The following is a 20,040-nucleotide window of genomic DNA, read 5'->3' as shown; positions in this document are numbered from 1 at the left end:
CCGGGTAGGGCAACCATCTGCTCCTCATCGGACACCGCACGGTCCGGAGAGGATGGAGCGTAGCGCACCAGTATTGGGCCCGTATGCACCCTTGGGAGGGGCTCCGGCGGCCCGATCGGACAAATCATCAGGCCCGATCGTCCAGAAGGAGGAGCACGATTCACTGGTGACGTCGGCACGGCGGCGTCACTGCGAGCCGACGCGCACCGCGTCGCCGGCCGGGTCGACCAGATCCAGCGCGCTGAGCAGCCCGGCGCGAGGCACAACGGTCAAGGCCACCGAGGGTGCACCCTGCGCGCCGGGACAGGAGTGACCGCTGCGGCGTTCCTCGCCCGAGCCAGAGCCTGGTTCGCCGCCCACGGCATCACCCATATCCACCGCGTCGTCACCGACAACGGTGCCGTGCTACCGATCAGGAGACTTCGCTCGCATCGTCGGCATCCAAACACGACATCAGAAGACCAAGCCATCCACCCCGCGGCACAACGGCACGGCGGAGCGCTACCAGCGGATCCTGGCCGAAGAACTGCTCTATGCTCGCGAGTTCACAAGCGAAGACGCCCGCTCAGCTGCGATCGTGGTCTGGAACATCCACTTAAGACGGCACCATCTAACCGGCAATTGTCCAGATCACCAGTGCCGGCAGGGTTAGTAGGTAGGCGATGCCGCAGAACCGGAACGCTCTGTCCGTGGCGCGACCGGACAGTCCACGACTGCCGGTGAGCACCTGCAGCGGACTTGCGGATGTGTTGTCGCCGCCGTCTTCGAAAGTCAACGCACACACCAGGAGCAGGACGTCGGCCGCGATGAGCAGGGGCCATGCAGACTGTGGCGCGGAGAAACCGGCGTAGATCAGCGGCCCCAGCACAATCGCGGGCACGATGCCGAGCGATATGGCGCTCATGATGATCGCGATGATGGCGAACCAGCCGAAAGCTGTCAGTCGCAGAAGTACAGCCAGTCCGACGACCGTGATCTGAATCAGTCCCATTGACGCCGCAGTCACCCTTCTGTGAACGCATCGCGTACAGCGAGCTGGTCAAACCTAACCCGCACATTCTTCGGTGCGGCGTCCCCGCTGGTCTGCACTTTCAGAGTGGCTGTCGGGCTGGGAGTGTCCTCGACGATGACCACTTCCGTCGTACCGGCCGGCAGATCGGCCGGCCATCCCGCATCGTCGGTCGGGTCACTGGTAAGTAGGCGCGCGGCACGTCCATTCAGGCCCGTGTCGGTGGCCCGCACTGGCCGCCACACCGTCAACGCTGGCCTTGTTGGCTGTTCGGCGGGCGCACGCCGGTGAGCCGCGGCCGTGCTCGGTGGTGCTCAGTTGCCGTCCGGTCGTCGGCAGCGCCTGGGCCGGTCACTGACCGATCCACATGTGCAGGAGGTCTTCTTTGTCCACGATGCGACGCTCGGAGAACTCGGCGAGCAGCTCCAGACGGACGGGTCCGTCGAAGATCCCTGCCCGGTCGGGACGCAGCGCCCCGCCGAGACCCAAGGCCGGGACAAAGCCATAGATGGTGTCGGGGCCTACCGGGCCACGCAGTGCGAGTATCCGATCGAACAACGGCTTCTCATCGGCACGGTCAAGGTCAACATTGCGGCGGTCCTGGCACATCAACAGCGCGTAGAGCCGGTCATTGCGGCCATCGTCTGACATCACGGGGCCCAACCGATCCGTAGGGACCACCCACCCGTACTGCGCAGTGATCGCCAACCGCGAACCCGTCTGCGGCCCCCACACCTGCAAATCGCCGAACGCACTGCGGCTCACCGCAATCCATCGTTCTTCTCTCGGTAGGACAAGGCCGTTCGTCCATGCGTCGACCGCCGGCTGCCACACCTCGGAATTATACAACACGGTCGGGGATCAGGTGGAGGTGCTGCCGGAACAGATGCTCAATGAGGTAGTCCGGAACGACGTACAAGGTAGTCCAAAGAGCTACGCCTTCAGGAATGAGCCCGAGTTCGATACCGACCGCAATTCGATACCGGCCGCAACGAGAACCACATCGCTTGCTCTGGCGAATAGCGGTTTGTTGCGGCCGGTATCGAGAATCAGTGTTCCGCCACGGACGAATACGAATCTGACGCAGCCATAAGCAGCCCCAGGCGCAGGCTTGCGTGCGTCGGTCGTACTCGCCATGGTCACGGTCATCACCGCACCTTTCGCTCAACAGCAGTACTGTTTGGCGGCTCGGAGTCGTCGCGCTCTGACTCGGAGGTGCGTCAGTGTGGAACACATCGTTTCGTCTATCGCTCAGTTGGCTCGGCTTCGTAGGTGACCCAGCTGGTGCGCTTGGCGAGAGTGTTGTAGAGCGCCTGAGCCTGCAGGTTGTCCTCTGCGGTGACCCATTGCACGACACCACGGCCCTCGGCATGGGCCATGTCTGTGAGGCGTCCGATCAGCCCGCGGCCGACGCCCTTGCCGCGAGCCGCAGGCGTGGTGAAGAGGTCATCGAGGAAGATGCCGGTAGTGCCGGTGTATGGGGACGAAAAACGGCGGTGGTGGGCGAAACCGAGGATTTCGCCGTCGACCTCTGCGATGAGTGCCTTGCACTCGTGGCGCGGGTCCATGAACCATCCCCACGCACGGGAGACGACTTCTTCGGACTCGGGCAGCTTGTAGAACTCGCGGTACGCGCGGAAGAGTTCGCGCCAGCGGTTCTCGTCAGCCGGGGCGAGCGGTCGGATTGTCGGACTTGTTTTCGTTGCCATAAATTGCTCCTATCTGAGGTTGAAAGTTGGTGCCTGAATGAGTGCTGAGGCAGATGCCTCATCTTCGCTACTTGGCCTTGCAATCTCCGTTCGTTCCGAGACCGGATCGGTCTGGCTCTGTCGAGGCTTCAGCACGGGGCCGGGCACCCTGGCCAGCAGCCACCCAAACCAGCCGGTGTAGCCGACGACCGCCGCCGCAACTGAGGCGACAAGGAATGCGCCGACCGCTTCAGCGAAGGAGAAGCCCCCAAGCGACGCAATCAGTAGTGCCGCACCGGGCGTCGACCAGGCGACGATCACGGGGATGTGGGTGAAGAGGCTCATCGCGATGCTGCATACGCCGTTACCGATCGACAGCGCCCATACCCACGAGGCGGTCTGCGCTTCATTGAGACCCGCGGCTCGTGTTGCTTCGAGGGTGATCAGGAACGGGCCCGCGAAGTTGATGAGAGCCGACAGAAACCCTGCCACCACTGCTGAAGCCGAGACATCCCGCAGCACGGAAGTGCCCCGACTCATCGCCGCACCGCCAAATCGACCCGAGACTTGGAAGGTAACGGCCTTGCAAAAATCTGAGTAACGTTATCTACTAGCTTCATGTCCAATGGTAACAGAGCATCCGAGATCGCAGCACGCCTGCGGGAGCGGATCGAGACTTCAAGTGCCGGAGCAAAGCTGCCTGGGGTGCGGGAGCTCTCTAAAGAGTTCCAGGCAAGCGCGGCCACGGTCTCCGCCGCTCTCTCGGAGCTCACCGCGTTAGGGCTGGTGCGTGCCGAGCCCGGACGCGGTACGTTCGTGGCAAACAGGGGCCAACTGTCCGAACCGGACTACTCATGGCAATCGCAGGCGCTCGACCGGGCCAGAGTCGACGCCAACCGCGCCTCCCGGCTCGGCGGCTACGGCACCCCCGATCACATCCCACTCTCTTGGGGATACCTCGCCCCTGAACTTGTGCCGAGCGAAGAACTGCACCGGATCGGCTCGCGCGCCGCGAAGAGCAGCCGCGCATGGATGATGACGCCCCCAGCAGGATCACCGGAACTGCGCCGCATCCTTGCCGCTGAATACCGAGCCGACCCGAACGATGTACTCGTTGTTTCCGGTGGTCAGCAAGGGCTCGTCTTCGCAATGCGCACCCTTGCCGAACCAGGTGCGACAGTCATCACGGAGAGCCCGAGCTACCCCGGTGCGATCCTTGCAGCGCAAAGCGCCGGGCTGGAACTTGCCTCAGTACCAGCAGACGCAAACGGGATCATGGTTGACCGCCTCGCAGATGAACTCGAACGCACCAAAGCCCGCGTGATCTATATCCAACCCAGCTACGCGAACCCGACCGGCGCGGTGCTGAGTGCCGAACGCCGGACGCAGGTGATCGAACTTGCCACACGATACGGGGCGTTCATCATCGAAGACGACTGGGCAAGACACCTCGGCTTCGAGGGGCAGACCCCCGCGCCGCTATTTACTGAAGACCCCCACGGGCACGTCGTATCGATCTTCACCCTGTCAAAACCGGCCTCGCCAGGCCTCCGCCTTGGCGCGGTCATCGCCCGAGGCCCTGCTGGAGAACGCCTGCGCGCCTCCCGTACGGCTGACGATCTGTGCGTTGCGCCGATCGTGCAGGAGATCGCGCATGGTCTTCTGACCTCTAACGTCTGGCCCCGCCACCTGAAGCGCCTGCGCGCAGAGCTCACCACGAGGCGCGACGCACTTGTGTCCATGATTCAGTCGGCAATGCCGAGCATCCGCATTCCGAGCGTTCCGCAAGGTGGCATCCACCTCTGGGTCAGGCTGCCTCAGGGAACTAGTACCCAAGAACTATCGGCCACCGCGTATCAGGCCGGAGTGCTCATTGGTGATGGGCGACACTTCTTCGTAGACGAACCACCCGCACCATTCCTGCGCTTCTCCTACGGTGCCGCCACCGAAGCTCAGATGGCCGAAGGCATTAGACGCCTATCCGAGGCTGCCACAGATTGAGGCGGTCGGAGGGGATGGCGATCCAGGCCATCGCACGGCGGTCGAGGAGGTCCGGGAGACCATCCAGCAGACCTGCACGAACTCCTGGAACGTCGGCCCGACCCGTTCGGCCCTGACCCGGCGTGGCTTCCCTGGGCGTCCCGCGCCGCGGGGCCATCCGGTCGGTATCGATCAGGTACGTTATGTCGGCCGGTCGGTCAGATAAGGGAGTGACGTATGGGTCGTCGACGGAGGATCACCTGGCGGTATCTCGCCGCCGCGCTGCTGGCGCTGACCATGGGAGCGGTCGTCCTGCCGGCGCCCGCGCAGGCGGTGGACTACCCCGGCGGGCGGCGCATCTACAGCGTCGCGCTCGGGGCCATGCCCGCCGCCGGCGCGCCCGCCACCGGTGCGGTCTGGGTCCGGCTGGCGACCTACTACTTCTTCGGCGACGGCACGGTGACCGAGAGCTTCTGGTACTGGAACCGGGCCACCGTCGTCGGGGCCGCCGGCACGGGCGTCCGGACGACCGGCTGCACCGGCCACGACTGCGAGGTGCGGACGGCCACCGGGTTCCAGCCCGGTGGCGTCGTGAAGTCCCTGAGCGGCACGTACACCAACTCCGGTGACAGCATCACCATCAGCTGGAGCGGGGGCGTCCAGGAAACCTGGGCGGTCAGCCAGCCCGCCAGCGACCTGGCCCGGCTCGACTTCGTCAGCTCCAACTACGGGGTCACCGTCGGCTGGGGCTTCGGCAGTTCCGCCTCGAACGACGCGTACACGCCGGTCAGCAACATCCCGCTGGCCCAGTACACCGGCCGGTACGCCGGCTACAGCGGAAGCACCGGTGCCGCCGGCCCCAGCGGGATGGATCTCCGGTCGTTTGCCCGATGCAACGGGAACTGCCTGAGCTGGCTCAGCCCCCCGACCGCCACCTGTTCGTCCTGCCCGAACGGCGCGACCTCCGCCCCGATCCGCTACTACCTCGCGGGAGCGGGCCGGCGGAACTTCTACGAGCACTGGTGCACCTGCCTGACGTCGAGCACCTGCTACACCGGTGGTTCGCACCGCAAGCCGCAGCTCCAGGTGATCGGCGACACGGGGACGTTCCACGGGTGGGTCGGCGTGGAGGCGTCCAACTCCACGGCGAACACCGGCTACTTCGCGGTGCACTTCCACGTGAACGTCTGACCGGCCGGGGGCACCGCCCGGCTCAGGTCAGGGTGCGCAGGTCCAGGGTCCGCCAGGCGGTCACCGTACGCCCGCCGGCGGACCACCGGAGCACGTCGCCCCGGCAGAACACCAGCCCAGCCCCGGCGGTGTGATAGTGACGTCGGAGGCGGCCGACGGGCGGCGGCCGACAGGTCTGCCGCGACTGCGGACGAACGGTGGAGGTCGAAGGCCCCGCCGTGGAGCGGTGGGCCGACCAGTTGGTCGCTCAGCACGGCTTCACCGACGTCGGCCACACACTGGAGATCTTCGGTACCTGCGCGAAGTGTGCCCGCTGACGGTTTCGCCAATCGCGCCAGGGCAGCCCGGCGGCCCAGGTACGACTCGTCGGCGACGCTCATCTCAAGCGTTGGCCGCATGCGCCACAGCCCAGCCAGCGGCGAACCCGGGGAGACGACGAAGGACCCCGCCGCTATGGTGGACCGATGGCGTCGGTCAAGCAGATCCAAGTCACCTTCGACTGCGCAGAACCTGAGCGCGTCGCTCGTTTCTGGTGCGAGGTGTTGGGGTACGTCGTACCGCCGCCACCGGAGGGGTTTGCTACCTGGGACGATTTCGATCGCGCGCTGCCGCCTGAGCGACAGGGTTCGGCGTTCGCATGCATTGATCCCTCAGGTGTAGGCCCGCGACTGTACTTCCAGCGCGTTCCCGAAGGCAAGGTCGTCAAGAATCGGCTGCATCTTGACGTGCGGGTCGGTACCGGGCTCGTGGGTGAAGAGCGCCTGGCCGTACTTGAGGCCGAATGCGCACGACTGGTCGCGCTCGGCGCGGTACGCGTGCGGCTACTGCGTGCCGATGGCGAAAACGAGTCGTGCATCGTGATGCAGGACATCGAGGGCAACGAGTTCTGTCTCGACTGAGTGGAGGCGAGTGTGGTGCCTTCGCGAGTCGCCTGGTGCGGTTCGCTATCAGCCGGCATCGCGGATGGTCGACCGCGGTCCGGATCTCCGCCGTCAGCGTGTTACCCGGCGTTGTGCCGATCGATCAATCGTGGTCGTAGACGGTGGTAGCGATGTCGCTGTCACACAAGGTCGCGATGACGAGCGGTTCGATGCGCTCCCACCGGCCACCAGCCAGGCCGCAACCGATGCGGGGCATGTGGACGGTAGCGGACAGCCGCGCGGCGTGCGCGGCGACGGTGGTCAGGCAGCGCTCGACGGCGTCGTATCGGATCGGCGGCCCACCGCTGCCGGTGCGGATGCCGCGCTGGGCGACCATGTTGGCCACCCAGGTGTCGGGCCGGACCTGAATCAACTGGGTAGCGCCAAGGCCGAAGTCGTTGCCGGAGCGTTCACGGTGCCACCGCCGATAGGCAGGTTCGGGTTCCGGCCACCGATGGGAGACCGCCAGAACGAAGCCCTTGCCCCACCCGCCGAGGTCGTTGCAAATGTGGGCGATGATCTTTGGTCCACTGGCCTGAGGACTGGTTGCATCACCTCTGATGATCCGCAGTGGTATCACGCACCGATGCTCCCATCAGCGCGATCTGCCGTCGAGCCCGTTTCGGTTCACCGTGCCGCCACCGAGCGGAATCATGCTGTCACGGGCACCAGGCCCCTGCCGCCGGGCTCGTTGGCCTCCTTCCACACGCACCCCTCGGCATGGCGTCGTGCCAGGAGATCACGGTGGGTCGCACACGCGGGATCGCGGGCGACGCAGTCTCGGCCTGTGCCAGGGACACCTGGCGAAGGTTGAACCGAAACGGCTGCGCGGGATGCTCCGGCCGCCGCGAAGTCCCGCCGCGTCTTCTGGACCTGCGCCTACACCCCGTCCACCTCGTCTCCGTCACCGGCGACACGCCAACCGGCCACGGCCAGGCCCCCTACCGCGGCGCGCAGGCCCTGTTGACCGACGGCACCATCGGCGCGTTCCTCCGGGGTTACGGACCCGACTACGACCTGGTGACCCCGGTTCAGATCGACGCCGCCACGGTGACACCCGCCGGTGAGCCGACCCGGCTCGTCCTGCCCGACGGCATGGAGGTACGCGAGCCTCGTACCTTCTGCCGAGGCCCGGAACTTCACGTCATACGCCTTCGTCCCGAAGGACGGGTGCGACGGAGAACGTGGCTACACCACCGACGGAACGGTTCGATGTTGATGATGAACAGTCAACGAAGATTCGTTCATCAGGGTTATGTTGTGCTACTGGAGCGACCTACTCTCCGCTCCATGTCTGATATCTCCCGCCGCAGGATTCTCGGCGCCATCGCTGGTGGCACCGCACTCTCTTTGCTGCCCCCGTCACTGCTGAAGGCGATGGCCGCGCCGCTGCCCTCCGGTGGTATGGATGCGATTGAACACGTCATCATCCTGATGCAGGAGAACCGTTCCTTCGACAACTACTACGGCACCCTCAGGGGCGTGCGCGGCTTCGGCGACCGTGCGCCGCTGCGACTGCCCACCGGGGCCACCGCCTTCGAGCAGCCGTTGTCCGGCGGTGGCGAGGTCCTGCCGTTCTCGGCCCGGCAGGCGGCGGTCGACGCCGGCCGCCCCGAGAGCGACATCCAGTACCTCGGCTCGCTTCCGCACGGCTTCTCCGACGCCAACCGGGCCCGGGCGAACGGCTGGTGGAACGACTGGGCCACGGCCAAGGGCCAGAGCACCATGGCCTTCTACGACCGGCGCGACATTCCCCTCCAGTACGAGCTGGCCGACCGTTTCACCATCTGCGACGCCTATTTCTGCTCGGTCTACGGCTCGACCAACCCCAACCGCAACTACCTGTGGACCGGCACGACCGGCTACGAGCCGGACGGCGTCAACCGGGCTGTCACCAACGCCGCGTACTCCTACACCCACGCGGGCTACGACTGGACGACATACCCCGAACGCCTGGAGGCCGCCGGCGTCTCCTGGCAGATCTACCAGGAGTGGGACAACTTTACCGACAACGCGGTGGAGTACTTCCGGCCCTGGAAGGAGATCGGCCGGAAGATTCTGTCCAAGGTCAGCGGCCGGTACTCCACCACCGAGCAGTTCTACGACGGCCTGTGGGGCAAGACCGCGGACCAGCGGAAGGCCGCGCTGGCCCAGTTCCAGCAGGGCGTCGACTCGCTGACCGAGGCGGAACGCCAGCTGTTCATGCGGGGTGCCTACCGCTCCGAGCCGGACACCCTCGTCCAGCGGATCAGGTCCGACATCAAGAACGGCACTCTGCCGAAGGTGAGTTGGCTGGTTCCGACGGCGGCGCTCTCCGAGCACCCCAGCTCCTCCACCCCGGTCGGCAGCGCCAACCTCATCTACGACATCCTCGACGCCATCGCGAGCGACCCGAAGACCTGGTCGAAGACGGCTTTGTTCATCAACTTCGACGAGAACGACGGCTACTTCGACCACGTGCCCGCCCCGGTCGCGCCCCGACCGGACTCCGGCAACAGCGACGACTGGTTCAACGGCCTCCCGGTCGGCCCCGGCCCGCGGGTGCCGATGACGGTCGTCTCGCCGTGGACGGTCGGCGGTTTCGTCTGCTCGGAGGCGTTCGACCACACCTCGGTCATCCGATTCCTGGAGAAGTGGATGGGTGTCCAGGAGCCCAACATCAGCGCCTGGCGCCGCAGCGTGTTCGGCGACCTGACCTCCGCCTTCGACTTCAACCGCAGATACGCGCAGCCCAAGGTGGAACAGCCCGGCCGGGTGCCGTCGGCGGTCGGCCGCTGGAACCCGGTACCGCCGAAGAACCAGTCGCTCCCGGAGCAGGAGGCCGGCACCCGCCCGACGCGCCCCTCTCCGTACCGGCTGTCCCTGCGGGCCGACGTCACCGGCTCCGGCGTCCGCCTCCGGCTCGACAACACGGGCACCACTGCCGCAACGTTCACCGCCTACCCCGGTGACGGCACCGCCCCGCGCGCCTGGACGGTCTCCGCAGGCGGGACCGCCGACAACACGGTCGGGTACAGCGCCGACGGCTACGACCTGCAGGTCAGTGGCCCTGGCTGGTCCGTCTGGGAGCTGCGCGGTACCGGTGTGGGTGCCGAGGCGTACCTGGTCGAGCAGGCTGTCCCCGGCCAGGTGAAGGTCCGGTGCGTCAACCCCTCCGCGGCCACCCGCACGCTCCTCGTCGGTGAGTCGGTCTACCCGCGTAACCCCGGTGACCATGTCCAGACCGTCACCCTCGCGCCCGGCGAGACCCAAACAGTGCCGATCCGCCTCCCCGACCACGGCTGGTACGACGTCGTGGTCGTCGACCAGGGGGACCCGGCGTTCCTGCGCCGGATGACCAGCCGCCTGGCCGACGGCAGGCCCGGCGTCACCGACCCGGCGACCGGTACCGCCCCGGCGCTGGCCACGACGATCACCCTGCCGGAGCCGCTGCCCTCCCTGGACACGCCGTTCGTGCAGGGCAACCCGGCCGATGTCGTCGTCACCGTGCGGAACCAGGCCGACGCAAAGCTCGACCGGCTCTCGGTCGCCCTGCTCGCCCCCTCCGGCTGGACGGTCGAGCGGACCGCCGCGGCGCCGACGGTGGTCGCCGCCGGGGACTCCGCCGATGTGCGCTTCACCGTCACGCCCGCCCCGAACGCCACCGCGGGCAGCCTGGTGGTCGCCGCCCACGGCGACAGCAACGGCCTGCTGAGGCTCGCCGACGCACGTGTCCGCTCCCGGGTCGCCCCTGCGATGAGCGTCTCGCTGACCGGTCCAGCGAGCTCGCCCGGCACCGACGGCACCGTGCTCTCGCCAGGCAGGCCGGTCACCGTGACCGCCACCGTCACCAACGCCGGCGGCACCCCGCTCACCGGCCTGGCCGCCACGCTGGCCCTCCCGACCGGCTGGACCGCCACCCCCAGGGGCGACGCGCCGGCGGCCGTTCCGGCCCGCTCCTCCGCCCGCATGGAGTGGGACGTCGTCGCACCCACCTCGGCCGCACGCACCTCCGGCAGCCTCAAGGCGACCGTCACGGCGAATCTGAGCGGCAGCGTCCAGCAGGCGACCGCGTCTCTGTCCGCCAGGACCGGGCCCGTCATGACCGGCTACCTGCTCGCGGAGGACTTCGAGTCCGTCGTCCCCGCGCTCGCCCCGGCGGCCGACCTCAGCCGGCCCGGCCTGCTCGGCTGGACCCGGACCACCCCCGAGGGCTGGACGGTCACCAACGCGCCGGCCATGCCGCAGGGCACCCGGGAGCTGCAGGGCTGGACCTTCCTGTCCAAGCAGTTCTGGTTCCCCGGCGGGCAGAACCGCCCCAACTTCAGACGGTCCCTCGGCGTCGTCGCGGTCGCCGACCCCGACGACTGGGACGACACCGGCAGCCCGTCCGGCCGGGGCCGGTTCGACTCGACCCTGACCACCCCGGCGCTGGCCATCCCGTCGGGCACCTCCACCCTCCACCTGGGCTTCGACTCCCACTACCGGCAGGAGAGCCCGCAGGAGGCCGAGGTCACCGTCCAGTTCGACTCCGGCGACAAGGTCCAACTGCTGCACTACAGCAGCGCCACCTCCGGAAACACGAACCAGGGCCAGGACCAGGAGAACCGGCTCGTCCGGCTCTCCTGCCCCGTCCCGGCCGGGGCCACGTCAGCGAAGGTCAACTTCCGGATCTTCAATGCGGGCAACAACTGGTACTGGGCGATCGACAACGTCCGCCTGGGCACCAGCCCGGTCGTAGACGCTTGACCGGCCGGCGGCCTGACCGGTTCCGCGCGGAGACGCATGATCATCCCCGCGCGGAACCGCGGTGATGCGCCAGGAGGCGGGCCCGCCGTGCCGGCCGGCCCGCCTCCTGGCGTGAGCGCCGCTGCCTACCTCAGGTCGGGCGGCTGCCGCAGCGGGGCGGCCTCCTTCGGGCCCTGCCAGCCGCCGTGCGGCCCGAACGCGGGGATTGCGAGACCTGTCAGTGACAGAAGACCACCCCGCCGCGATCGCTGCCAAGTGCACCGCCTCCACCGCTTCGCGGTCATCGCGGATCTCGGGCCAGTTGACCACGCGCCCCACGCATGATTCGGTGAGCACCGATCAGGTGCCAGCGCGACAGTCAAACCTGTTCGAGCGCTGAACGAACATGGCCCCCGGTCATCGCCTGGGCCAAGTCCTTCCAGACAGCGATCCGAACGGGGGCAAGCGGACGCGTTCTGGGCAGCGTGTGAGATCGACGGTTCGGCTCAGGCGAGGATCCTGCCGATGGTGTCGATGTCCCCGGTGGTGTGGGCGTGTAGGAGGGCGGCGAACTGGTCGGCGGGCAGGATCCGGATGCCGAGTTGCTCGGCCTTGTCGGCTTTCGTGCCGGCACCGTCGCCGACGACGACCATGTCGGTGCGTTTGGACACCGATCCGGAGGACTTCCCGCCGAGCGTTTCGACGGCCTCGTTGCCCTCGTTGCGGGTCAGGCCTGGGACGGTGCCAGTCACGACGACGGTCATCCGGGTTCCGTCGGGCTTCTGTAGCGGGAGAGGACGGGCGGCTGCGCCGTCCGGGGCCGGGGCGGCGACGGCCGGGGCGCCGGGTTCGGTCATGTTCACCCCACGCGCGGCGAGTTTGTTGATCACGCTGGTCAGCTCGACCAACTCGGCGGCGATGGTGGCAGCGCGTTCCGGGCCGACGCCCTCGACCTGTTGGAGGTCGTCGACACTGGCGTCGAGCAGGGCCTGCATGGTGCCGGAGTGTCGGGCCAGCCGCCGGGACATGGACCGGCCGGTCATCCGTACCCCGAGGCCGGTCAGCACTCGCGACAACGGCCGGTCCTTCGATGCCTGGATGTTGGCTACCAGTTTGCCGGCGGAGATCTCGCCCATCCGGTCGAGCGCGGCGAGGGTGGGCACGTCGAGGTCGTACAGGTCGGCCGGGTCGGTCACGAGCTTGGCTGCCACCAGCAAGTTGATGATCTTGTCGCCGAGTCCTTCGATGTCCATCGAGTCGCGGGCGGCGTAGTAGGCGAGGGACTCGTGCGCACCGCAGGCCCGACCGCGGGTACAACGCCATCGCTTCTGCGAGCGGTCGACATCGCCGCCGCAGCGGGGACAGACCGTCGGGGGTTCGAACGGCGCGGCGTCGGCCGGCCGGTCGTCAAGCTTGGCACCGATGACCTCGGGGATGACGTCGCCGGCGCGGCGCACGAACACGGTGTCGCCGGCGCGGACGTTGCGGCGGACCAGGTCGTCGAAGTTGTGCAGAGTGGCGGAGGCGACCGTGACGCCATCGACGACGACCGGTTCGAGCACAGCGACCGGGGTGATCACGCCGGTGCGGCCGACCTGGACCTCGATGCGCAGAAGCCGGGTGGTGCGGGTGTCGGCGGGGAACTTGTAGGCGATGCCCCACCGCGGTGCCCGGCTGGAGAAGCCGGCCCGGTCCCGGTCGGCGGGCTGGTCGGCCTTGATGACCGCCCCGTCCACCCCGAACCCCAGCTCCCCGCGGCGGGTGCGCAGAGCATCCACCGCGGCGATGACCTCGTCGACGCTCGCGCACAGCGGCATTCCGGCCGCCGAGGTCGCGGTCGTCGCGACGCCGAGCCGCCCGACGTGGGCCATCGCGACCGAGTGCGGCACCGGCTCACCGTCAGCGCCGTCGAGGCCGTGTACGGCGTAGGCCAGAAACGACAGCGGCGCGTCGTAGGCGCGGTCCTGCGCACGCAGGGTGCCGGCTGCGGCGCTGCGCGGGTGCGCGAACGCCGGCTCGCCGTGACCGGTACGCAACACGTTGGCGGCGGCGAAGTCGGCGTCGGTCATGAACACCTCGCCGCGTACTTCCACGGTCAACGGCTCCGCCAGGCGGGCAGGCAACCCGACCGCCCGCCGGGCCTGCCCGGTTACATTCTCACCGGACCGCCCGTCACCGCGGGTGGCGACCAGGGTCAGCCGCCCGTCAACGTACCGGGCAGCGACCGCCAGGCCGTCGATCTTCGGCTCGACCGTGTACCCACCGACTGGCCGGCCCAGCAGCCGCTCCAGCCGGACGGCCCACTTGCGCAGCGTCTCCTCGTCGAACACGTTGTCCAGGCTGAGCATCGGTGAGCTGTGCTCGACGTCGCCGATCACACCGCCGCCGGCCGCGACCACCTCCGTCGGGGAGTCGTCGGCCTTCCACTCCGGGCGGGCGACCTCGGTCGCGGCGACCCGCGCCAACAATGCGTCGTAGGTCGCATCATCCATAACCAGGCCCGGCCCGCTGTAGTACGCCGCGGCGGCCGTCCGGACCTCGGCGATCGCTGACCGGTACGCCTGCACCGAGTCGAAGGGCTCGGCGCGCGCGACGTCAACGACCGGGTCGACGGCGTCGACCAGCTCCTCAAGACCTGTAACACCGGGGCTGGCCATCGCCGACCTCCTTGACTTCGCGCCGGCCACGCCTGCGGCGGCGGCGCGGCGCAGATTGCCCGACCTGAGCTGACCTGCTACCGCAGCCTAATCATCCAGGGCCGAACAACCTGCTCCGTGCGGCGCGGCTGGCGTTGCGGTCCCGATCAGGTTCGGGACGGCCGATGTCGCGGCAGGAACTGGCAGACGCGGTCAACGCCCACGCCTATAGCTACGCGAGGCACCGCACCGCTGTGGACGCCCGCTATATCGGCAGGCTGGAACGCGGTGAGCATCGGTGGCCGTTCGAGCCGTACCGCACGGCATTGCGGGAGGTCCTGGGCAAGGCGACCGACGCCGACCTCGGCTTCTTCATCATCCAGGGACATGCCAGAGATCCTGGGGTGAGTCCGGAGGAACCAGGACCAGAAGGCGGCACGCCCTCAACCGTTTCCGGCGACGACCGTAGTCGCACTGCAGCGGCAGCGAAGGCAGCCGCTCCGGGCATCACAGCCAGGGCGGCGACGGTGCGGGTGCGCGTGAACGTCAACGCGGAGGATGTCACGGTAGTCCGTCGCGACGGCACGACTGGCGCTGTCGCTGTTCTCGCGGGGTTTGTCGAGGTGCTCATCGCACCGTCGGATGTCGCGCTGGACAGCCTCGCCGCTGTGTTAGGTGGGCCGCCGGCCGTGGCCGGCCTGTGCCAGGTGCACTGGCTTCCGGATCGGCGGCGGTCCCGATGACGAAGGTGCGGATCGCCCGCCCGGCCGTAGGTGCCGGGTACCCGTCGGCCCGACGCTTTTCGGGGCCGATCACGTCGCATCACCGGCCACGCCTTCATCCAGAACCTACGCCGCGGACACTACGAACTCGCCACCGACACCCCACCCGTACATCGGGTGGCCGCCGCGTTCACCGAACTCGCCCAAGCGATCTGACCGCAGCTCCCCATGGAACTCAACGCGTTCGCTGATCGAACAACGCACCAGCACCAGCCGACCGGATCGGGTGCAGAAGGCTCCCTCCCGGCGAACTCACCGTGATCCAGCCCTCGTTTCACCGGCCTACCGGTGGTGTGGTGTTGCTGCAACGATGCAAGACGTGGGAACTGCGGAAACTACGACGCCTGCTATCTCGCCCCTTGCTGGCGAGCCGATCAAGCGCGTCGATGCCGAGCGGCTCGCGGGAGTGCTGAAGGCCTTCGCCGACCCGGCCCGGCTGCGACTGCTCAGCCTGATCCAGTCGTCTCCGGAGGGCGAGGCGTCCGTGAGTGACCTCACCTCGCCGCTCGGTCTCTCCCAGCCACCGTGAGTCACCATCTTCGGATCCTCACCGAGGCCGGCCTGCTCGAGCGTGAGAAGCGCGGCGTTTGGGCGTACTACCGCCTGGTGCCGTCCGCGATCGCGGCGATCGCCGACCTGTTGACGCCACCCCGCAAGCGGGCGACGAAGAGGACCCGCTGACTGGCACCGTCGAAGACCGGCGCCATGCCGCGCTTGACCCGGCACCGGCCCCGAGCACCTTGATCGGCACACCTCACGAGACCGCAGCAGCTGATGGCCGAGGGGCCACCTGGAGAGACGGCGAGTGGAGGCATTGCTCCACATGATGGCCCGCAAGAGCATATGCCCGAAATGACAGACCAGAACTTCATGAACTTCTTCCTTGAGCAGGCCGCGCCTGATGCGGCGGTCGTGCTCGCCTGCTCCCGGGCCTGCGGCCTCCCGCTGGAATCGGAGGCTTACCTCCAGGAGGGATCGGTCGGATTCGTGCAGGTCATCCCTTACCCGGAAGGCTTCGAGATGGGGCTGTGCATCATCTGGCCGCCATCGACGCCCGTGTCCCTTTCCCAGGCAGCAGTGGCGCAAGACATCGCCCGCGAACTGCGCCAGCGCGTGCTTTTCGACGTGGAGGATCCGGCCACCGCATCGGGAGAACGGTGGATGCTCGCGACGCCGGACGGTGCGCTCTTGACCGTGGACGTCTGGGAGTACGACGACGGCGTCGGCCTGGCCCAGGCTGACTGAGCCGCCCGTCCCCGGGATCGCCCGAGGCGCCTCGGTATGGACGGAGGCAGCGGCCACGCCGCTTCTCGCATGACGTGAGAGCAACGCGGGTCTACCCGCTTACATGCTGGCGGTTGCTCGGCGAATCATACGAGCGGCTGCACTGATCACGACCGGCCTGCCGCTACCTCGGCCTCGACCTCCTCGCCCGCTGCCGACTCACCATCGTGCCCGACACCGGAAGCGAGGTCACCACCGAACCACCACTCGCCCTCAGCGCCTAACAGCAACTCCATGATCACCGACGGGGCCGCACCCGTCCCGCGTCGCCCTCCGATCAGGCCGCGACACCGCGTGCACCCAGGTCAGACACACCTCAATCGACTACGCAAAGTCCCTGGGTCGCGATGAGGTACAGAGCATCGACACCTTCGAGCGCGCTCGCCAGCCCGTGCGGCTGCTCAAGGTCTCCGCGGACGGCCTCCACCGCAGCAGGGAGGCCAGCACTCTCCGGCCTTCGGGTCGCCGCCCGGACATCGACGCCAGCATCGATCACAAGCGCCTCATCAGCCGGTTCTCGCCAGCACCCAGCCGTGAACACTGCGGGGCATCCCAGCTACGCCGGTCAGGCTGGGGTGCCCCGAGTGGCGAGGGCGCTGGCCTCGGACTCGACGCTACGCAAGCTCAACTCGACGAAACGGATGATCACCTGAAGTTCGTCAGACGTGAAGCTCGCCAAGTCTCGACGGGTGCGCTCGGTCAGCCCGCCGTACGCCGTGCCGGCACGCTCCAGCCCGGCCGGAGTCGTCGCGACTGTCACCTTCCGGCGATCCGCGACATCGCGTGCTCGTGTCACGAACCCTGCCGATTCCAGCCGATCGATCATGCGAGAGGCCGCGCCGGCGGACAGGCCGACGTGTTCGCCGAGCTTGCCCGTAGTCATCGGGCCGTCTTGCTGCAGCACATGCAGGCAGTGCAGATCTGTTGGAATCAGCCCCAGGTCTGTCGCTACCAAGGTGTTCATGCGGATGAGCTGCTGTACCCAATCGGTGATCGCACCGATGAAGCGATCCGTCAGCTCTTCGTCCACGCGCGATGACTCCATGTGCGCTCCCTACCCCGATCCAGTATCCTTGCACTGCGCAATCATTGTGTGATGCACATGCTATCCCTTGGGACCGGAGATGATCACGCTGGCTCGATCCGCCACACCGAGACTTCAAGCAACGTACGTGCCCGCGGAAAACGGCATCGCATGGTGGGGCGTCCCAGACGTCCCGGCAGCGATGGACAGTGCAGGCCTCCCACCCGGCCGACCGACCACACTCCGGCTCGCGGGAGTGGTCGGGGACGAGGTGAGGGCCACCGAGGTGGAGACCTACGTGACCGACCTCGCCGTAGCTGCGCCCGCGCTCGCCGCCCTCACCCGCACGCGATTGCTTGATGAGTCCGCTCGTGGCTGGCGGAGCGCAAGCCGGGCGCTCCTTCGCCCGTCAAACAAGCATGGAGACGCCGAAGGCGGCGCCCTCGACGCGATTGCCTCAGAACTCCCACCCGCGGGATATGCGGTACTGAACGCCGACGAGTCCGCGATCATGGCGCCCGTGGTCCTGCTCGACCAGTTCCGCACTGCGCTCTCAACTCTCAAAGCACTTCGCGACGGCAAGGTGAAGGCAGACCTCCGTCCCTACCAAGCCCACGGAGTCTCCTGGCTCCGCGCCCGGGCAGGCAACGGTGAAGGAGCCGTCCTCGCCGACGAGATGGGTCTCGGAAAGACCCTCCAGGCAATCAGCGTGCTCGCAACACGTACGACGGCACGGCCCCATCTGGTGGTCTGCCCCACCTCCCTGATCGGGAACTGGCGCAGGGAACTCGCTCGATTCGCCCCTCACCTCCGAGTCCTGCGATACCACGGCACCGACCGCGCACTGCCTGCGAAGCTTCCCGGCGGCGCGGTGGTCGTCACCAGCTATCCGCTGCTGCGCTCGGACGCGGATCTCTCCAACCAGGAGTGGGACGTCGTGGTGTTCGACGAAGCGCAACAACTGAAGAACCCCCTGGCTCAGGTCACCAAAGCCGCGGCCGCGCTGAAAGCCACGAGCCGGATCGCCATGACCGGAACGCCAGTGGAGAACAACCTCGACGAACTCTGGTCGATCTTCTCAGTTACCACCCCGGGCATACTCGGCGCCCGCGCCCGCTTCCGACAGCGGTTCGTCGCCCCGATCGAACAGCGCCGCTCGAAGACAGCAGCCGCGACACTTTCCACACTCGTCGAACCACACATGCTGCGACGGACGAAAGACCAAGTAGCGACTGAGCTACCGCCGCGCGTCGACTCGACGGTCGTATGCACCCTCACAGGCGAGCAGATCGACCTCTACCAGCGCGCAGTCGATCGTGCGTTCACAAGCGGCTTCGGAGCAGGTTTCGGACGAAGCGGCCGCGTTCTTGCTTTGCTGACCGAGCTGAAGCAGATCTGCAACCACCCGGCCCAGTTCCTGGACCTTGACGCCCCCGACCTGGGGCGTTCCGGCAAGTTCGACCGCGCAACCGAGATGCTCACTGAGATCGTCGAAGACGGCGAGCGAGCACTGGTGTTCACCCAGTACCGGAAGATGGGCGACCTGCTCGGGGCCGGACTCGGCACCGCGATCGGCAGCGAACCCATTCCCTTCCTACACGGCGGTCTTTCGGCGACACGTCGCGACGAGCTTGTGCGTGCGTTCCAAGAGGACGACGACGCGCCACCCATCCTGATCCTCAGCCTGCGCGCCGCGGGATTCGGGCTGAACCTAACCCGCGCCTCGCACGTCATGCACTACGACCGCTGGTGGAACCCCGCCGTCGAAGAACAGGCAACTGCCCGCGCCCATCGCATCGGTCAGAAACGAACACTGAACGTCTACACACTGATCACCGGCGGAACGGTCGAAGACCACATCGACCGCATGCACCAAGAAAAGCAAGGTATCGCCGAGATCATCATGGGCGACCCAGTTGCCGCCCTCACCAAGCTGCCTGACAAGCAACTGCGCGAGGTGCTCGATCTCAACCTCAAGGAACTCACCTGATGGCACAACCAGAGTTCGGCGCGACGGCCTGGGGGCGAGCCTGGCTTCGCACGATCGAACGCACCAACGGAGTCCCGAATCCGCAGCTCCCCAAGGCCCGCAGTCTCGCTCGCAACCGGAAGGCGACCCTCACCCTCGCAGCGGAGACGATCACCGCGACGGTCCTCGACGGCGCGGCAACTCACAACGTGAGCATCCCAATCGCGCGATGGAACGACACCGAGCAGGCCACCGCCAAGCCGATACTGGCCGCCGGCCAGACCGATTCGGTCGTCGGAGACCTGCCCGACCAACTCCTCGACACGCTCACAAAAGCCGGAGTTCCCACTGCTGTCCCCATCGCCGACATCGCTGCGACGTGCACCTGCCGCTCCCGAACCAAGCCCTGCGCGCACATCCTCACCGCGCTATACGGGCTCGTTCTGCTCGTGGATGAACGACCTGCAACAGCACTGGAGATCCGTGCTAAAAGTCTGGTCTCGGGTCCGCCATCGGATCCCGATTGGGTTCCTCTGTCCGCCATCAGACCCGAACACTTCTACACGACCGCTACCGCTTGGCGGCGGCCGTTGCGTCTGGGGCGCCCTGGTGCCGGCCGGAGACGCTGACGGAAGTTGCAGGATCTGAGTCCGACTGCGGCTTCCTGTGCTTGGAACATGTAGGAGTGTCCGTTAATAGATGCATGCATTTCCTTCGACTAATTTATCGAATAGGCGACACCGCCGGCCGTGAGTTCACGTGAGGTGAATAGGCAACCAAGACGAGGGGGAGCCGAGTGAGACGATCACTCTATTCTGTTGGTGCTGGTGTGGCGATTTCGCTGGCGCTT

The 20,040-nt window shown here is 67.3% G+C and carries 17 protein-coding genes and 3 pseudogenes; 11 read left to right on the top strand and 9 right to left on the bottom strand.

All coding sequences use genetic code 11. From position 1 onward, the window contains the following. Nucleotides 1-312: 312 nt before the first annotated feature. Nucleotides 313-652 (top strand): annotated as a pseudogene (locus C5N14_RS33715) (IS481 family transposase); the annotation flags it as partial. Here the strand turns inward: C5N14_RS33715 and C5N14_RS31250 are convergent. The 5 genes from C5N14_RS31250 to C5N14_RS31235 form a co-directional block, all read right to left on the bottom strand. After that, the gene (locus tag C5N14_RS31250) at nucleotides 611-991 is read right to left on the bottom strand and encodes a hypothetical protein (protein WP_117673483.1); all 381 of its coding nucleotides are present in this window, start codon (nucleotides 989-991) and stop codon (nucleotides 611-613) included. The pseudogene C5N14_RS33715 and the gene C5N14_RS31250 sit on opposite strands and share 42 nt — an antisense overlap. A 369-nt stretch (nucleotides 992-1,360) precedes the next feature. Further along, the gene (locus C5N14_RS31245; protein ID WP_117673481.1) at nucleotides 1,361-1,861 is read right to left on the bottom strand and encodes a GAD-like domain-containing protein; all 501 of its coding nucleotides are present in this window, start codon (nucleotides 1,859-1,861) and stop codon (nucleotides 1,361-1,363) included. Nucleotides 1,862-1,942: 81 nt separating this feature from the next. Next, nucleotides 1,943-2,158, bottom strand: a complete 216-nt coding sequence (locus tag C5N14_RS31900) for a hypothetical protein (RefSeq protein ID WP_128763723.1) — start codon at nucleotides 2,156-2,158, stop codon at nucleotides 1,943-1,945. Nucleotides 2,159-2,253: 95 nt separating this feature from the next. Next, the gene (locus C5N14_RS31240) at nucleotides 2,254-2,718 is read right to left on the bottom strand and encodes a GNAT family N-acetyltransferase (RefSeq protein WP_117673479.1); all 465 of its coding nucleotides are present in this window, start codon (nucleotides 2,716-2,718) and stop codon (nucleotides 2,254-2,256) included. A gap of 9 nt (nucleotides 2,719-2,727) precedes the next feature. Then, a complete protein-coding gene (locus tag C5N14_RS31235) occupies nucleotides 2,728-3,237 on the bottom strand; it encodes a benzoate/H(+) symporter BenE family transporter (protein ID WP_207892958.1) in 510 nt (169 codons plus the stop codon). Between the two features lie 78 nt (nucleotides 3,238-3,315). On the opposite strand from C5N14_RS31235, the gene C5N14_RS31230 reads away from it, so the two are divergent. The 4 genes and pseudogenes from C5N14_RS31230 to C5N14_RS31215 all read left to right on the top strand — a co-directional run bounded on the left by C5N14_RS31230 (nucleotide 3,316) and on the right by C5N14_RS31215 (nucleotide 6,767). Continuing rightward, complete coding sequence (locus C5N14_RS31230) at nucleotides 3,316-4,698, top strand: PLP-dependent aminotransferase family protein (RefSeq protein WP_117673477.1); 1,383 nt, start codon at nucleotides 3,316-3,318, stop codon at nucleotides 4,696-4,698. A gap of 216 nt (nucleotides 4,699-4,914) precedes the next feature. Beyond that, entirely contained in the window at nucleotides 4,915-5,868 is a 954-nt protein-coding gene (locus C5N14_RS31225; protein ID WP_117673475.1) for a hypothetical protein, read from the top strand. Nucleotides 5,869-6,041: 173 nt separating this feature from the next. Beyond that, nucleotides 6,042-6,185, top strand: a pseudogene (locus C5N14_RS31220) (transcriptional repressor); the annotation flags it as partial. A gap of 147 nt (nucleotides 6,186-6,332) precedes the next feature. Then, on the top strand, nucleotides 6,333-6,767 hold the full coding sequence (locus C5N14_RS31215) for a VOC family protein (RefSeq protein ID WP_117673473.1): 435 nt from the start codon (nucleotides 6,333-6,335) through the stop codon (nucleotides 6,765-6,767). 124 nt (nucleotides 6,768-6,891) lie between these two features. On the opposite strand, the gene C5N14_RS31210 is transcribed toward C5N14_RS31215, so the two are convergent. After that, on the bottom strand, nucleotides 6,892-7,368 hold the full coding sequence (locus C5N14_RS31210; protein WP_117673471.1) for a macro domain-containing protein: 477 nt from the start codon (nucleotides 7,366-7,368) through the stop codon (nucleotides 6,892-6,894). A gap of 710 nt (nucleotides 7,369-8,078) precedes the next feature. On the opposite strand from C5N14_RS31210, the gene C5N14_RS31200 reads away from it, so the two are divergent. Then, the gene (locus tag C5N14_RS31200) at nucleotides 8,079-11,516 is read left to right on the top strand and encodes a phosphocholine-specific phospholipase C (RefSeq protein WP_117673468.1); all 3,438 of its coding nucleotides are present in this window, start codon (nucleotides 8,079-8,081) and stop codon (nucleotides 11,514-11,516) included. A 485-nt stretch (nucleotides 11,517-12,001) separates the two neighbouring features. Here the strand turns inward: C5N14_RS31200 and ligA are convergent, their stop codons facing one another. Further along, nucleotides 12,002-14,152, bottom strand: coding sequence for an NAD-dependent DNA ligase LigA (gene ligA, locus C5N14_RS31195; RefSeq protein ID WP_117673466.1), 2,151 nt, complete (start codon nucleotides 14,150-14,152; stop codon nucleotides 12,002-12,004). 164 nt (nucleotides 14,153-14,316) lie between these two features. Between ligA and C5N14_RS31190 the strand changes: the two genes are divergently transcribed. From C5N14_RS31190 to C5N14_RS31175, 3 genes and pseudogenes are all read left to right on the top strand, one after another. Continuing rightward, on the top strand, nucleotides 14,317-14,874 hold the full coding sequence (locus C5N14_RS31190; RefSeq protein ID WP_117673464.1) for a hypothetical protein: 558 nt from the start codon (nucleotides 14,317-14,319) through the stop codon (nucleotides 14,872-14,874). 349 nt (nucleotides 14,875-15,223) lie between these two features. Next, a pseudogene (locus tag C5N14_RS31180) lies at nucleotides 15,224-15,594 on the top strand (ArsR/SmtB family transcription factor). Between the two features lie 171 nt (nucleotides 15,595-15,765). Further along, on the top strand, nucleotides 15,766-16,158 hold the full coding sequence (locus tag C5N14_RS31175; RefSeq protein WP_128763722.1) for a hypothetical protein: 393 nt from the start codon (nucleotides 15,766-15,768) through the stop codon (nucleotides 16,156-16,158). A gap of 355 nt (nucleotides 16,159-16,513) precedes the next feature. Here the strand turns inward: C5N14_RS31175 and C5N14_RS34380 are convergent, their stop codons facing one another. Beyond that, nucleotides 16,514-16,693 (bottom strand): NAD(P)H-binding protein, encoded by a 180-nt coding sequence (locus C5N14_RS34380; protein WP_117673460.1) that lies wholly within the window; start codon nucleotides 16,691-16,693, stop codon nucleotides 16,514-16,516. A gap of 69 nt (nucleotides 16,694-16,762) precedes the next feature. Then, the gene (locus C5N14_RS31165) at nucleotides 16,763-17,227 is read right to left on the bottom strand and encodes a MarR family winged helix-turn-helix transcriptional regulator (protein WP_207892957.1); all 465 of its coding nucleotides are present in this window, start codon (nucleotides 17,225-17,227) and stop codon (nucleotides 16,763-16,765) included. 292 nt (nucleotides 17,228-17,519) lie between these two features. Between C5N14_RS31165 and C5N14_RS31160 the strand changes: the two genes are divergently transcribed. Then, nucleotides 17,520-19,211, top strand: a complete 1,692-nt coding sequence (locus C5N14_RS31160) for a DEAD/DEAH box helicase (protein ID WP_207892956.1) — start codon at nucleotides 17,520-17,522, stop codon at nucleotides 19,209-19,211. Continuing rightward, nucleotides 19,211-19,819 (top strand): hypothetical protein, encoded by a 609-nt coding sequence (locus C5N14_RS31895; RefSeq protein WP_128763721.1) that lies wholly within the window; start codon nucleotides 19,211-19,213, stop codon nucleotides 19,817-19,819. Before C5N14_RS31160 ends, C5N14_RS31895 begins: the two co-directional genes overlap by 1 nt. Nucleotides 19,820-20,040: the final 221 nt, after the last annotated feature.

Origin of the sequence: Micromonospora sp. MW-13, from assembly GCF_003434305.1 — a bacterium.
In the GTDB taxonomy this organism is placed as follows: domain Bacteria; phylum Actinomycetota; class Actinomycetes; order Mycobacteriales; family Micromonosporaceae; genus Micromonospora.
This window is presented reverse-complemented; position numbering and strand designations above follow the sequence as displayed.